We start from the raw sequence: 14,479 nt of genomic DNA on the forward strand, positions 1-14,479 counted from the left end.
CGATCACCGCGACAAATAATGGTGATGACATCACCAATTTTGTGGGTGCTGATGCCAACGCCAATGCGGCAGACCTGCTGCGCTTTGATGCCAGTACCTTCAACACCTATACCGCAGGGACCCCGGTGACGCAGGCCAATCAAGCCACTGCGGATGCAAGCCAAGCATCGAACCTGTTCATTGTGGATGCGGCGGCGAACATTGCGAACGTCAACACGCAAACCGGTGAGGGCACATTGGCCTTGGCCAATGACACCGGCGTGATTCTGTACGCCAGCAACGGTAATTTTGCCAATGCTGTGGACATCGGCACCATCGACGATTTCGCGAATTTCGTGGCCACGGCCAACGTGGATATCGTCTGATCAGCTCCGAGTCCAAGCGGAGTTTGTCAGTCGGATCACGCCCCCCGCAAGGGGGGCTTTTTGTTGGCTTGTGGCTGGTGATCAAGATCACAAGGGTTCTTGATGTGGAACAACGGGTGGGGCAGTTCATTCCGACATCATTGATTCATCGGGGGAAACGATTCACCCCGTGACCCCAAGACCAACTGTTTACCCTCTCAGAACCATGCCCCAATTCCAACTCAAGTCCCGGGTTAAAGGTTTCAAACAACTCGACGGAATGACCGCTCAAGTTTTCAATGAAGACGGTGATCTTCTTGATTCGGTCAATCTCGCTAATTCCAGGAACAAGTTCAAGTTTGATTTTGATAAGGATGAGGCTCTCCAGGGTCAAAACAGCGCTGATCTCACGATCAAGCTGACCGATACCAATGGCGACAGCATCAATCTGGAGAAGCGCAACGGCGCTGAATACGATCTTGACAGTGATGAGCAGACCTTCACTGCATCGATTTCAGATCGGAAAAAACGCGGCCGTGCCAAATTGCGCCCCACCGGCAGCCTTGAGAACAACGACAGTGATGCACCGGTCTTTACATCTTCTGCCACCAGCTCGGTGGTCGATGACGTTGCCCCGGGCACGATCGTTTATGACGCCGAGGCCACCGATGCTTCGCCGCTGAGTTTTTCCTTGTCGGGGACCGATGCTTCCAGCTTCAGCATCGATGCCCAGAGCGGTGAAGTTGCGATTAATGCGAGCCCTGATCTGGCGACGAAGGCGTCCTACGCCTTCGATGTGGTCGCCACCGATGCCGCAGGTAACAGCTCAACGCAGGCCGTTGCCCTGGCCGTGACGGCTCTTGCACCCAACACCATCACCCTGTCTGCTCAACAGGATGTTTATTCCTCGACTGTCGGTGGACAGGTGATCGGTGCGGAGTTTGTTGAGAATGCAGATCGTTTGACGTCTTCTGCTGACATCGTTAATGCACCGGCCGGCTCACTTGGTGCTGCGGATGACCTGACTGATACCACCAGCGGTGATGGAGATCAGCTGAATCTCAGCTCGAATGCTGCCAACAACCTGGAAAATGCGATCGGCACTGTGAACCGGGTGGTGGGAATCGAAAGCCTCGATGTGACCGCCACCAATGACAACAGCGTGAATGCCGACTTCGGTGCGTTCCAGGGTCTTGAGTCCGTGTCCGCATCCGGAAGTTTCACCCAGCAGGTGATCCATCGGAACTATCTGCTGTCCGGTGCCCGCAACTTTGATTTTTCGGGCGTCAGCACCGGTGGTGTGAACTTCACGAACACCAATGCCGGTGTTAACACCAATGACGCCATCACGCTGACGGGATCTGATGCAGCTGATGTGTTGCAAGCCAACAATGGAGCCGCTCAATTGAATGGCCGTGGTGGCATTGACAACATCGTTGGTTCCGCCGTGGTTGGCAGCACGGTGACCGGGGGCTCTGGGCGTGATGTGGTGACGCTTCAAGCCGCGAACTCTGTGGATGTTGTCAGCTTGGTGACGATCACCGCGACAAATAATGGTGATGACATCACCGGCTTCATCGGCGCCAATACCAACGCCAATGCGGCAGACCTGCTGCGCTTTGACGCCAGTACCTTCAACACCTACACCGCAGGGACCCAGGTGACGGAGGCCAATCAAGCCACTGCGGACGCAAGCCAAGCATCGAACCTGTTCATTGTGGATACGGCGGCGAACATTGCGAACGTCAACACGCAAACCGGTGAGGGCACATTGGCCTTGGCCAATGACACTGGCGTGATTTTCTACGCGAGCAACGGTAATTTCGCCAATGCAGTCGACATTGGCACCATCGATGATTTCGCGAATTTCGTGGCCACAGCCAACGTGGATATCGTCTGATCAGCTCCGAGTCCAAGCGGAGTCCGTCAGTCGGATCAAGCCCCCCGCAAGGGGGGCTTTTTGTTGGCTGTTTTTTGTCGTGTGGTCTGGTGATCAAGATCACAAGTGTCCTTGATGTGGAACAACGGGTGGGGCAGTTCATTCCGACATCATTGATTCATCGGGGGAAACGATTCACCCCGTTACCCCAAGACCAACTGTTTACCCTCTCAGAACCATGCCCCAATTCCAACTCAAGTCCCGGGTTAAAGGTTTCAAGAAGCTCACCGGAATGACTGCTCAGGTTTTCAATGAAGATGGTGATCTTCTTGATTCGGTTAATCTTGGTGATTCCAAGAATAAGTTCAAGTTTGATTTTGATAAGGATGAGGCTCTTCAGGGTCAAAACAGCGCTGATCTCACGATCAAGCTGACCGATACCAATGGCGACAGCATCAATCTGGAGAAGCGCAACGGCGCTGAATACGATCTTGACAGTGATGAGCAGAGCTTCACTGCATCGATTTCAGATCGGAAAAAACGCGGCCGCGCCAAATTGCGCCCCACCGGCAGCCTTGAGAACAACGACAGTGATGCACCGGTTTTTACATCCGCTGCCACCAGCTCTGTGGTCGATGACGTTGCCCCGGGCACGATCGTCTATGACGCTGAGGCCACCGATGCTTCGCCGCTGAGTTTTTCCTTGGCGGGGTCCGATGCTTCCAGCTTCAGCATCAATGCCCAGAGCGGTGAAGTTGCGATTAACACAAGCCCTGATCTGGCGACGAAGGCGTCCTACGCCTTCGATGTGGTCGCCACCGATGCCGCGGGTAACAGCTCAACCCAGGCGGTCGCCCTGTCTGTCACGGCCAATGAGCCTCCCGTCGTGATCGATCCTCCCGAGGCCAATGACACTGGTTCCACGATCACCCTGTCCGCACAACAGGATGTTTATTCCTCGACTGTCGGTGGACAGGTGATTGGGGCGGAGTTTGTTGAAAATGCAGATCGTTTGACGGCGTTGGCTGACATCGTTAATGCACCGGCTGGATCGCTTGGTGCCGCGGATGATCTGACTGATACCAGCAGCGGTGATGGAGACCAGCTGAATCTCAGCTCGAATGCTGTCAACAACCTGGAAAATGCGATCGGTAATGTCAACCGTGTGGTGGGCATCGAAAGTCTCGATGTGACCGTAACCAATGACAACAGCGTGAATGCCGACTTCGGTGCGTTCCAGGGTCTTGAGGCCGTGTCCGCATCCGGAAGTTTCACCCAGCAGGTGATCCAACGAAACTACCTGCTGTCCGGTGCTCGCAACTTTGATTTCTCCGGCGTCACCACAGGCGGAGTGAATTTCACCAACACCAATGCCGGTGTTAACACCAATGATGCACTGACCTTGACCGGATCAGGTGCTGCTGATGTGTTGCAAGCCAACAATGGAGCTGCTCAATTGAATGGCCGTGGTGGCATTGACACCATTCAAGGTTCCGCCGTGGTTGGCAGCACGGTGACCGGGGGCTCTGGGCGTGATGTCATTACGCTTCAAGCCGCGAACTCTGTGGATGTTGTCAGCTTGGTGACGATCACCGCGACAAATAATGGTGATGACATCACCAATTTTGTGGGTGCTGATGCCAACGCCAATGCGGCAGACCTGCTGCGCTTTGATGCCAGTACCTTCAACACCTATTCCGCAGGGAACGATGTGGACGAGGTCAACGCGGCCACGGCCAATGCAAACCAATCGTCCAATTTGTTCATTGTGGATACGGCGGCTGCGATTGCTGGTGTGAACACCCTGACGGGTCAAGGCACACTGGCATTAGCGGAAGACACCGGAGTGATTCTGTACGCAAGTAACGGTGACTTCGCCAATGCAGTCGACATCGGCACCATCGATAACGACGATGATGCGAATACTGCGCCCGTCTTGGACTTCGTGGCCAGGACCAACGTGGATATCGTCTGATCAGCTCCGAGTCCAAGCGGAGTCCGTCAGTCGGATCATGCCCCCCGCAAGGGGGGCTTTTGATCTGTTTTTTATCGTTTAACAGTGGTATTAATCGATGCGCCCGTTGGTGGATGAATTGGTTTAGGAGTGGAATAGAAGCACCAATCCTTGAGAGACTTGATGGAATTCACGTTCTTCTCGGCTCAGATCCAGTCCGACTTTGAGCCCCTCTTTCAACGCTGAGTCAAAGGGCGGTGTCGAGGGTGGCGACGGCTCAATCCAAAGCGCTGCGATTCCAACTGGTGTTGCATGCCAACGAAACTGGCCGGTGGTTCCGATGTCTGGTTGGTCCAGTGCTTCCTCAAGAAGCGCGTTGATGGGATGGCTTGCCATGCTCCCAAGCATCTTGAAAGTCACCCAGCTCGGCAATCGGCTGAGAGACTTCGTAGTGAATGATGCCGTTTGTCGTGCACCGGGTCCCGGATTGGTCTGACGACCTCCCCAACCGCATCGCACTGGTGCACGAGTGGTTTAGCCCGCGTTCCACCGGTGGGGCGGAACTGGTGGTTGAAGCGATTGATGGCTTGTTGGCGGATCTGGAGAGGTCGCCTCAGTTGGCAGCGTTGGTGGATGCCGAGTCGGATCGGCCCGGTAGTTGGTTGTTCGGTCGTCGTGTGTTGACGAGCCCCATTCAGGAGCTTCCCTTTGGTCGCTCACACGTGCAGCAGTTCCTGCCGCTGTTGCCCTATGCGATTGAGCAGATCGATCTTGGTGCTGCCGAGCTGGTGATCAGCAGCAGTCACTTGGTGGCCAAGGGCGTTTTGACCGGTCCGGATCAGTTGCATGTCAGTTATGTGCATACCCCTGTGCGTTATGCCTGGGATCAGATGCATGCGTATCTGCGTCGATCCACCCTGGTTCGAGCGGGGCTTGGACCCTTGATTCGGCAGCAGTTGCACAAGCTGCGTCAGTGGGATCAGCTCAGTGCCCAGCGCGTGGATCATTTGATCGCGAACTCTCGCTTCACCGCCAGACGAATCCGTCAGTACTGGCGCCGTGACGCCGAGGTGATTCATCCGCCGGTGGACGTGGAGCGGTTTTGCTGGACCGATCCGCGGGATGACGTCTATCTCTGCGTGGGTCGATTGGTCCCTTACAAGCGTGTCGATCTGGTGATTGAGGCATGCAACCGGCTTGGTTTGCCCTTGGTGGTGATCGGCGATGGTCCCGAGCGTTCGAGGCTTCAGGCTCTTGCTGGACCGACCGTTCGCTTGCTGGGTCGACAGTCTCAGGAGCAGGTCGAGGCGTGGATGGCTTGCTGCCGCGCTTTCGTTTATGCCGGACTTGAGGATTTCGGCATCGCTCCTGTCGAGGCGATGGCAGCGGGTGCCCCGGTGATTGGCTTTGGTCAAGGTGGATTGTTGGACACGGTTCGTTGTGCAACCGGGTCCGCCACTGAACCCACGGGGCTGTTATTCCGTGAGCAGACCGCTGGTTCTCTGCAGGAGGCCCTGCAATGGTTTGAAGAGCAGAGGGTTTGGGCCCAAATTCGGCCTGAGTTCTGCCGCTCCTGGGCCGAACGCTTCCGCCCTGATGCGTTCGCCTCCCGCTTGGAGGCGTCCTTGCGGCGCGCATGGACGGCGCATCAGCGGGGCTGTGCCGTTGACGCGAGTGACCCTGCGGAGATGCCTGGTCTGCAGCTGTGACGTTGAGTGTGTTGAGACACAAATTGAGCCTTTGACCACGGCCCCCCGGCCATCTCTGCGGCAAACAGCAGGACGCGCCCTCGGCAGGCGCTCCTATCGCCCCCATTTGGCGGTCATTTCGGCACCACCGTCTGAGCTTGCGGTTCCGACGCTGATTGAGCAGCAGAATCGATCGGGCCGTGTTGTCAAGCGAGCTGGGGACATTGTTTTCTCTCTGACTGTTCTCACGCTCGGGTCTCCCGTTCTGTTGTTGTTGGCAGTTCTGGTCAAGCTGAGTTCTCCCGGTCCTGTCTTTTATGTGCAGCGGAGGGTCGGCAGGGCTTATCAGCGCTTTGGTTGTATCAAATTCCGCACCATGCGCTCCGATGCCGATGCGGTACTGGCCAAGGTTCTTGCGTCAGATCCTGCTTTGCGACGCGAATTTGAACAGGATTTCAAACTGCGTCGTGATCCCCGGATCACCTGGATCGGCACCTTTTTGCGCCGTTCCAGCTTGGATGAGCTTCCGCAGTTCCTCAATGTGCTGCGAGGCGAGATGAGCGTGGTCGGGCCGAGACCGATCGTGGATCAGGAGCTCAACCGCTACGGCTCTTACATGGAGGAGGTGGCGGCTGTGCGTCCCGGCCTCACCGGTCTGTGGCAGGTCAGTGGTCGCAATAATCTCAGCTACAAAAAACGGGTCAAGTTGGATCTGGCCTATGCACGGGGACGCAGTATCGGGCTCGATTTGGCCATCATCATTCGCACATTTGGTGTTTTACTTCTGCCCATGGATCGTGGTGCTTACTGAGCGCTGCTGATCAGGCTGGCGACGATCAGCTGAGCGCTGATCCAAGACAGTTCAAGCCGTTGGTTCAGTCGAAGCACCTTGATGACGTCCTGGGGTTGGGGGGGTGGATTGCCACCGGCCAGCACGGGCTTGTTGACCCAGCGATCGCCATAACGATTGCGACCGCCCAGTTGGACCCCAACGCAGTGGGCATACACAGCTTCTGATCGTCCGGCGTTGGGAGATGGGTCGTGAGCTCCATCCCGCTCCGATGCGCGAACAATCGTGATCCAGTCGGACCAGGGGCAACTGATCAGAGGCAGGCTCAGCATCACCAGGCGACAGGGCAGCCAGACGAGCAGATCATCGAGTCGGGCCCCTGCTGTGCCCAGCCACCGCAGACGATCCGTTCGATATCCCAGCATCGAATCCATGGTGCTGGCGGCCTTGAACATCCAGGCCAGGCTGAGGGGGCCTGGCAGAGCGGGGTTCATCGTCCAGATCCATGTGCCAACTCCCATCCAGAACAAGGGAGCAAACAAACCATCAACGGCATTTTCAGCGGCGCTTTCCGTGGCTGCCCTGAGGATGGCTTGTTGATCCAGGTGCTGAACATCCCTGCCCACAATCCAGCTCAGCTTGTCCCTGGCTTGGCTGAGATCACCATTGTTGTCCGGATTCAGCGCGTTGATGATGGCCATCACGCTGCTGCGAAGGCTCGTCCCTGCCAACGCACTGGCCAGTCCGATCACCAGGAGCACCCAGCCCATTGGCTTGAGCCCCCAGGGGTGAACGGCAAGGCGTTCGACCCCCCATCCGGCCAGGCCACTGCTGCTGATCAGCGCGACGGCGATGCCGGCACCTGCCAGACGGAGCTTCCAAGGTGTGTCTCCGGCCCATGGCTCGACTTGATCACGCAGGCGTTGAATGAACCAACCCATGACCACCACGGGATGGAGGAGCCAGCGCGGATCTCCAATCAGCTTGTCCAGCCCCACGGCCAGCGTGATGGCCAGGCTTCCGCTCAGGAGTGGGGTCATGTGGTGGCTGGCTTCAACGCATGCAAACTCGCCAGCATCAGGAATCCAAACCCGATCACCCATAGGGCCGTATCAAGTCCTGCGAATTGGCAGAGCACTCCCAGGCTGATACTGCCGATGATGCCTCCGATGGCTGAGGACCGATGGAGCACCTGCCAGCTTTGAGTTGGTGCACTGTCCTGACTCATGTCGTCAATCAGGGTGCGTTCACAGGAGCTGACCAGTGCACCGATCGGAATGAAGAGTGCAACTGAAAGCCATGCTTGGGTCACCATTTGACTCGACAGGATCAGCGCGAGCAGCATCAGATAGCGCAATGGAGCTGCCATCTTGGGGATCCAGAGCATGAATGGTCGTCCGAACTGATAGGCAGTGAGCACCATTGCAAAGTCAAAGCACTTCCCACCATCGATTTCGCGAACCCATAAAGCCAAGAGAGCAAAGAGTGCTCCAATCACGAGTCCTTGAAGGAGGCACAGGTTGTGCACCGGGAGAGATTCGTGATGACGCTGCTTCGCTGCCTTGAAGGTGCGCGTTTCAGGGAGTCCGAGCGTTAACGGCATCAACAGCAGCAAAGCCGGAATGAATTGTCGGATGGCAGGGAAAATTAACGCTGTAATGAGGTTCCCTGATACCGCACCGAGGTCCTCAACAATCCTCAGGGATTGCATGTTCGTTCCAGATTGTTCGACCAGGCTTTGTTTAATTGGAACGCTGGATAATTCTTTGCCGAAATTATGTAGAAAAAGCGCCAGAAATGTGCCTGCAATGAGTACTGACTTGATTGAATCGATCCCGCTGGGGATGAGGCTGATCACAATCAGCAGGATGGCTCCAACAATGCGCAGGACATAGCCGTTGATCTGTCGATGTTGTCGCAATAGCAGGGGTACTGCGGCCACCGCCGGTAAGGCTCCGTTGAGGAGCGGTGAACTGGACAACCCACTCACCATCCACGCGCTGGAGGCGAAAAGTAGGGTGCTGCCAGCCTGAGACGATCCCCACAAGGTCGTAGCAGGGAGGCGCTTTGGAATCCAAACCATGCTGTGGGGAGGACCACCTCCCCACAGCATGGCCATGAATCACACGATCAGGCGTCTTTCAGCCAGCTGAACATCGAACGCAGGCCTTTACCGACCTTCTCGATGGGATGCTTGGCGTCGCGCTCCCGGATCTTGTTCATTTCAGGCTTGCCTGCTTCGCACTCAGCCACGAAGTTCCGAGCGAAGGTTCCGTCCTGAATATCCGCCAGAACCCGCTTCATTTCCGCCTTGGTGTCGGCGGTGATGAGGCGAGGGCCACTGACGTAGTCGCCATACTCAGCGGTGTTGGAAATGGAATCACGCATCGAGGTGAGACCACCCTTCACCATCAGATCCACGATCAGCTTCACTTCGTGGAGGCACTCGAAGTAGGCCAGTTCAGGCTGGTAACCAGCTTCCACGAGGGTCTCGAAGCCAGCTTTCACCAGCTCAGAGAGACCTCCACAGAGCACAGCTTGCTCACCGAAGAGGTCGGTTTCGGTTTCTTCCTTGAAGTTGGTTTCCAGGATTCCGGCGCGCGTGCCGCCGATGCCCTTGGCATAGGCCATGGCCAGACCACGGGCGTTGCCCGAAGCGTCCTGTTCGATGGCAAACAAGGCGGGAACCCCTTGTCCGTTCTGGTACTCCCAGCGCACGGTGTGACCCGGGCCCTTGGGGGCGATCATTACCACGTCGACGTCCGCGGGGGGCTTAATCAGCTCGAAGCGGATGTTGAAACCATGGGCAAAGCTGAGAACCTTGCCGGAATTCAGATGCGGAGCGATTTCCTTTTCGTAAACCTCTTTCTGGAATTCGTCGGGCAGCAGCACCATGATCCAATCCGCTTTGGCGGACGCATCAGCAACGCTGAGCACTTCGAGACCATCGGCCTTGGCCTTCTCGGCGGAACGGCTGCCTTCGTAGAGGCCCACCACCACGTTCACGCCGCTGTCCTTGAGGTTCAGGGCATGGGCATGGCCCTGGGAGCCATACCCGATGATTGCCACGGTCTTGCCGTTCAGCAGACCGAGATCAGCGTCGGAGTCGTAGAAGAGCTGGGCCATCCGGGGCAGGCTTGCAGTGCAGGGCAATGCAAGAGCTTACGCAGCGACCTGCCCCGAAGAGATCAGGCTTCGTTCGGATGGGAGATCACCCGGTCGATCAAGCCGTACTCCTTGGCCTCTTCGGCACTCAGGAAGTAGTCGCGGTCAGTGTCTTTCTCAATTTTCTCGAAGGTCTGGCCGCTCATGTCGGCCATCGAGCGGTTCAGCATCTCCTTCATGCGCAGAATTTCCCGTGCTTCGATCTCGATGTCACTGGCCTGACGCCGGCTGGTGCCGCCCAGGGGTTGGTGAATCATGATCCGGCTGTGCGGGAGGGCGACACGTTTGCCTTTGGTGCCGGCGGCCAGAAGGAAGGCTCCCATGGAGGCAGCCAGGCCAACGCAAATCGTGACTACCTCACTTTTGACGTACTGGATCGTGTCGTAGATCGCCAGGCCAGCCGTCACGGATCCACCTGGAGAGTTGATGTACAGGTAGATCGGCTTGCTGCTGTCCTCGGAGTCGAGGTAGAGCATCTGTGCCACCAGGCTGTTGGCGACGGAGTCATTCACTTCGGAGCCCAAGAAGAGAATTCTCTCGACACCAAGGCGGGTGTAGATGTCGACCCAGCGCTCCATCTGGCTGCCGGGGAGGCGGTAGGGAACGCTCGGAGTACCAATCGGCATGAGTCAGAAGGAAGAGATAACGAAAACGAAGAGAGTGATCAGCTGTCGGTGCTGCCAGGGAGATCCTTGCGGCTGGTCAGGACGCGATCGATCAACCCGTAATCGACGGCCTGATGGGGGGTCAGGTAGCTCATTCGATCGGAGTCCTTGCTGAGCTGCTCCACCGAGCGGCCGGTGTTGGTGGAGAGGATTTCCAGCATCGCTTGCTTGTTGTGGAGAACCTCTTTGGCGCGAATTTGAATGTCGGTGGCCTGTCCCTGGGCCCCGCTACGGGGTTGATGCAACACGATCGATGCATGGGGCAGAGCAGCACGCTGGCCCTTGGTGCCAGCCGACAGAATCACAGCCGCGGTTCCCATGGCCTGGCCGATGCAAATGGTGTGCACCGGAGGCTTCACATAGCGGAGTGTGTCGCAGATGGCAAAGGCTTCGGTTTCAAATCCGATCGCTTCACCTGAATACCAACTTGTTCCGGTGGAATTGATATAGAAGTAAATGGGTTTCTCAGGATTGTCGAACTCCAGAAAGAGGAGTTGGGCAATGATCAATTCCGTGACGTCAATGCCCATCTGACGCTTGGCATCATCGTCAGAAAAAAGAGGCAATCCGAGATAAACGATTCTCTCCTTGAGAAGAAGAGAAGGGAGATCCGGAGGTGGCGTGCGCATAACGGCACTGTCGCCGTAATAAGGCGCAGAGGTTGTCATTCCCTCGCAATATCTCAAGTGATAACGAGCCTAGCGGGGGTCTGCCTAAGAACGCTCGTTCGGTTTGGCGGCCTTGCTACTGGCCTTGTTCTTGGTTTTTACCCCATTGGCTGGTTTGGCTGATTTGGTATCGAGCCTTGCAAAAACCATTCGACCTGTCGGGGTCTGTAAGGCACCGGTCACCACAACAGGACGGCGCTGGCCAATCAATTCTTTTGCATCATTAACGACAACCATGGTTCCGTCATCGAGATAGCCGACGCCCTGTGTCGCTTCCTTGCCTTCGCGGACGATCTTGAGATTGAGTTCGTCGCCGGGTTGTACCTCCGGTCTCAGAGCAATCACGAGTTCGCTCAGATTCATCACCTTGAGCTCTTTGACCTCCGCCACCTGGGCGAGGTTGAAATCGGCGGTCACCAGCGTGCCGCCCGTGTCAGTCGCCAGTTGCAGCAGGCGGTCATCCGTGCCTGCACCGTCGTACCGGGTGCTGTTGATCACCAGGCGTCGCCCGTAGGTCTCGCGAAGCTCTTTCAGCAGCTTCAGGCCCCGACGTCCCTTGGCGCGTTTTTCGATGTTGGTGGAGTCGGAGAGTTGTTGGATCTCACTGATCACCGTTTCCGCAACGATCACCTGCCCTTCCAGCAGGCCGCAGGCCAGCATTCCTCGGATTCGACCATCGATGATGACGCTGGTGTCGAGGATCTTCGCCGTGGCCGGGGTTAAAACCCCGTCGGCGACCAGGAGGGCCTCGGTGCTGGAGGGGTTGAACAGGCGCAGCAGGGTGCGGCCATGGACTGCGGCGAGGTTGCTGCCAAGGATGCCGAAGAACACATTGCTGATCACGGCCAGCAGAGGCTTGAGCAGCACCACGCCCCCGGACAACGGCAGCAGCAGCACAGGCAGCAGCAGCAGATTGGCCACCAGCAGGCCGAGGACGAGGCCGAGGGCACGGCTCACCAAGAGGTCCGTCGGCATGGTCCGGACCTGCTGGGTCAGTCGGACGCGGAGGCGTTTGAACACAAAGCCGGCCACCAGGCCGATGCCACCGGCGGAGCCTGTGAGGATCACGCGAAGCTGTTCAACGTCGGTGGTTTCATTCACCAATCCGGGTGGAAGGAGGTGAACACCCATCCAGCCGGCGGCAGCTCCGGAGACCACAAACAACACAAGGATGAGCGAATCCACCATGGGGTCAGGTCTCGGCAGCTCAATCCGTGTCCTTGAAGCATGCCTTATTCCCAACGTCCGCGCAGCGCTTATCTCCACATTCCCTTCTGCCATCGGCGCTGCTATTACTGCGATTTCGCTGTCGTCCCCCTCGGTGATCGAGCCCGGGCTGACGCTGGTCCCGGCAGTGCATCCATCCGCGATTACCTCGGCCTGCTCGCGCGCGAAATCGCAGCTGCCCCAGCTGGTCCGCCTCTTGCCACGGTCTATTTCGGAGGCGGGACCCCGTCACTGCTAACCGCGGATCAGATCGGATTCCTTCTGGCGCGTCTCCGGGACCGCTTTGGTCTTCAGCAAGGTGCGGAAATCACCCTTGAAATGGACCCCGCCAGTTTCGATCAGCAGAAATTGACGGATCTGTTGGACCATGGCATCAACCGTGTCAGCCTCGGCGGACAGAGCTTCGATGATGCGGTTCTGCTCGACCTCGGACGCCGTCATCGCGCGGCGGATCTCCATGAGGCCTGCGTCTGGATGCAAGAGGCCCATCGCAGCGGAAGGTTGCGTTCTTGGAGTCTGGATCTGATTCAGAACCTGCCCGGTCAAAGCCTGGAGCACTGGTCGGCTCAGTTGGATCAGGCCGTCGCCACCCAGGCTCCCCATCTGTCGGTCTATGACTTGTCGGTGGAGCCGGGGACGGTGTTTGAGCGCCGCCAGCGCCAAGGTGCTCTGGCCCTTCCTGAGGAGGATTTGGCCGTGGAGTTGATGGCCTTAACCCAGCGGCAACTGGCGGAGGCCGGTCTGAGTCGATATGAGATCTCCAACTATGCGCGGCCTGGCCATGCCTCGCGACATAACCGCGTCTATTGGAGCGGTGCAGGGTGGTGGGGATTCGGCATGGGGGCGACCTCCGGTGCGTTCGGAGAGCGTGAGGCGCGACCCCGCACGCGAGAGGCCTATCGCCATTGGCTGACGGATCGTGAGCGGGCTCCAATGGCTGTGCCGGAGCAGTGGTCTGCGATTCCCTTGGATGATCGATTGCTGGTGGGTCTCCGCTGCCGCGAGGGGGTTGCCCTTGAACGGCTCGGCTGCCCTGATCCCCAGGGGTTGATCGATCGGTGGCGAGATCTGATCAGCGCTGGCTTGATCATGTGCCGTGCTGGTCGCTGGCAGCTCACCGATCCGAAGGGCATGGCCCTCAGCAATCAGGTTTTGGTGGAGTTGTTGGTGTGGTGGGATGCGCTTGCTGATCACGAACCCATTGATCCAGCGCAGTCGTGAACAAATCACGGCCCTGGATCAGCGCCGGGCTGAAGGGCGGTTGCCGTGGGGTCAGTCCGAGAAGGTCCGCTGTGACACGCACCTGCCCATCGCAATCGCAACCTGCTCCGATGCCGATCACAGGGATGGCCAGACGCTGCCGAATGCGTCCAGCGAGTTCAGCTGGAATGTGTTCGAGCACCAGGGCGAAGCAGCCAACGGTCTCGAGGACCTGGGCCTGCTCGAGAATCCGCTCCTGACTGCGTTGATCTTCCGCCTGTCGTCGATACCCGAGATGGTGAACGGCTTGCGGCGTTAAACCGAGATGACCCATCACCGGGATGCCCATGCGCACGAGTCGATCGATGACCGCAACCGTTTCCGGTTCAGCCCCCTCCAGTTTCACGGCTGCCGCATTCGATTCCTTGAGGAGTCGGCCCGCCACGGCCATCGCCTGCTCTTCACCGCACTGGTAGCTGAGGAACGGCAAATCGCAAATGATGAGGGGTTGCTGCGCCGGTGGATTCCGGAAGCCACGCATCACGGCCTGGGTGTGATGCAACATCTGGTCCGGCGTGACGGGCAGCGTGGTCGCGTGGCCGAGAGCCACCATCGCCAGCGAATCCCCGACCAGCACAGCATCGGCACCGGACGCTTCGACCAACGCCGCTGAGAGGCTGTCCCAAGCCGTGAGGATGGTGATGGTCCGCCCGGCCTGTTTGAACTTGATCAGCTCCGAGGGGCGCATGGGTTTTTGCCCTGAGAGGGGTTATTGCTAGCATCACGTCGACTCGGACCCATGCGGTTCGGACGCCTAAATCTGGTCAGGACCGGAAGGGAGCAGCCACACGGGATGCTCAGGACAGGCGTGGACTCCGGGTCACCCAATTCCCCCTCTC

14 protein-coding genes and 1 other RNA gene are annotated in these 14,479 nt (G+C 57.9%); 7 read left to right on the top strand and 8 right to left on the bottom strand.

Features of this window, described 5'->3' with window-relative positions:
• From ACGVKB_RS11590 to ACGVKB_RS11600, 3 genes are all read left to right on the top strand, one after another.
• Positions 1-365, top strand: a 365-nt coding sequence (locus ACGVKB_RS11590) for a hypothetical protein (protein WP_392351888.1), incomplete at its 5' end; no start/stop codon positions are given.
• A gap of 205 nt (positions 366-570) precedes the next feature.
• On the top strand, positions 571-2,244 hold the full coding sequence (locus ACGVKB_RS11595) for a hypothetical protein (RefSeq protein WP_392351889.1): 1,674 nt from the start codon (positions 571-573) through the stop codon (positions 2,242-2,244).
• A 217-nt stretch (positions 2,245-2,461) separates the two neighbouring features.
• Positions 2,462-4,198 (top strand): hypothetical protein, encoded by a 1,737-nt coding sequence (locus tag ACGVKB_RS11600; protein ID WP_392351890.1) that lies wholly within the window; start codon positions 2,462-2,464, stop codon positions 4,196-4,198.
• Between the two features lie 123 nt (positions 4,199-4,321).
• On the opposite strand, the gene ACGVKB_RS11605 is transcribed toward ACGVKB_RS11600, so the two are convergent.
• Complete coding sequence (locus ACGVKB_RS11605) at positions 4,322-4,573, bottom strand: hypothetical protein (RefSeq protein ID WP_392351891.1); 252 nt, start codon at positions 4,571-4,573, stop codon at positions 4,322-4,324.
• A gap of 62 nt (positions 4,574-4,635) precedes the next feature.
• On the opposite strand from ACGVKB_RS11605, the gene ACGVKB_RS11610 reads away from it, so the two are divergent.
• Both ACGVKB_RS11610 and ACGVKB_RS11615 read left to right on the top strand, forming a co-directional pair.
• On the top strand, positions 4,636-5,886 hold the full coding sequence (locus ACGVKB_RS11610) for a glycosyltransferase (protein WP_392351892.1): 1,251 nt from the start codon (positions 4,636-4,638) through the stop codon (positions 5,884-5,886).
• 31 nt (positions 5,887-5,917) lie between these two features.
• Entirely contained in the window at positions 5,918-6,676 is a 759-nt protein-coding gene (locus tag ACGVKB_RS11615; protein WP_392351893.1) for a sugar transferase, read from the top strand.
• On the opposite strand, the gene cbiB is transcribed toward ACGVKB_RS11615, so the two are convergent.
• The 6 genes from cbiB to ACGVKB_RS11645 all read right to left on the bottom strand — a co-directional run bounded on the left by cbiB (position 6,670) and on the right by ACGVKB_RS11645 (position 12,341).
• The gene (gene cbiB / locus ACGVKB_RS11620; protein WP_392351894.1) at positions 6,670-7,695 is read right to left on the bottom strand and encodes an adenosylcobinamide-phosphate synthase CbiB; all 1,026 of its coding nucleotides are present in this window, start codon (positions 7,693-7,695) and stop codon (positions 6,670-6,672) included. The genes ACGVKB_RS11615 and cbiB overlap by 7 nt on opposite strands.
• On the bottom strand, positions 7,692-8,636 hold the full coding sequence (locus ACGVKB_RS11625) for a hypothetical protein (RefSeq protein ID WP_392351895.1): 945 nt from the start codon (positions 8,634-8,636) through the stop codon (positions 7,692-7,694). Before ACGVKB_RS11625 ends, cbiB begins: the two co-directional genes overlap by 4 nt.
• 149 nt (positions 8,637-8,785) lie before the next feature.
• Positions 8,786-9,781: a ketol-acid reductoisomerase gene (ilvC, locus tag ACGVKB_RS11630; protein ID WP_392351896.1), complete on the bottom strand. Its 996-nt coding sequence runs from the start codon at positions 9,779-9,781 to the stop codon at positions 8,786-8,788.
• Between the two features lie 62 nt (positions 9,782-9,843).
• Complete coding sequence (locus tag ACGVKB_RS11635; protein ID WP_392351897.1) at positions 9,844-10,446, bottom strand: ATP-dependent Clp protease proteolytic subunit; 603 nt, start codon at positions 10,444-10,446, stop codon at positions 9,844-9,846.
• A 38-nt stretch (positions 10,447-10,484) separates the two neighbouring features.
• The gene (locus tag ACGVKB_RS11640) at positions 10,485-11,153 is read right to left on the bottom strand and encodes an ATP-dependent Clp protease proteolytic subunit (RefSeq protein ID WP_392351898.1); all 669 of its coding nucleotides are present in this window, start codon (positions 11,151-11,153) and stop codon (positions 10,485-10,487) included.
• A gap of 45 nt (positions 11,154-11,198) precedes the next feature.
• Positions 11,199-12,341, bottom strand: coding sequence for a PIN/TRAM domain-containing protein (locus ACGVKB_RS11645; RefSeq protein ID WP_392351899.1), 1,143 nt, complete (start codon positions 12,339-12,341; stop codon positions 11,199-11,201).
• 39 nt (positions 12,342-12,380) lie between these two features.
• Here ACGVKB_RS11645 and hemW point away from each other — a divergent pair, with 39 nt between their 5' ends.
• Positions 12,381-13,601 (top strand): radical SAM family heme chaperone HemW, encoded by a 1,221-nt coding sequence (hemW, locus tag ACGVKB_RS11650; RefSeq protein WP_392351900.1) that lies wholly within the window; start codon positions 12,381-12,383, stop codon positions 13,599-13,601.
• Here the strand turns inward: hemW and panB are convergent.
• Positions 13,519-14,328 (bottom strand): 3-methyl-2-oxobutanoate hydroxymethyltransferase, encoded by an 810-nt coding sequence (gene panB / locus ACGVKB_RS11655; RefSeq protein ID WP_392351901.1) that lies wholly within the window; start codon positions 14,326-14,328, stop codon positions 13,519-13,521. The genes hemW and panB overlap by 83 nt on opposite strands.
• A 40-nt stretch (positions 14,329-14,368) precedes the next feature.
• On the opposite strand from panB, the gene ffs reads away from it, so the two are divergent.
• Positions 14,369-14,465, top strand: an RNA gene (ffs, locus tag ACGVKB_RS11660) — signal recognition particle sRNA small type.
• Positions 14,466-14,479 lie beyond the last annotated feature (14 nt).

The sequence above is a fragment of the Parasynechococcus sp. genome (assembly GCF_042954325.1).
Taxonomy (GTDB): domain Bacteria; phylum Cyanobacteriota; class Cyanobacteriia; order PCC-6307; family Cyanobiaceae; genus Parasynechococcus.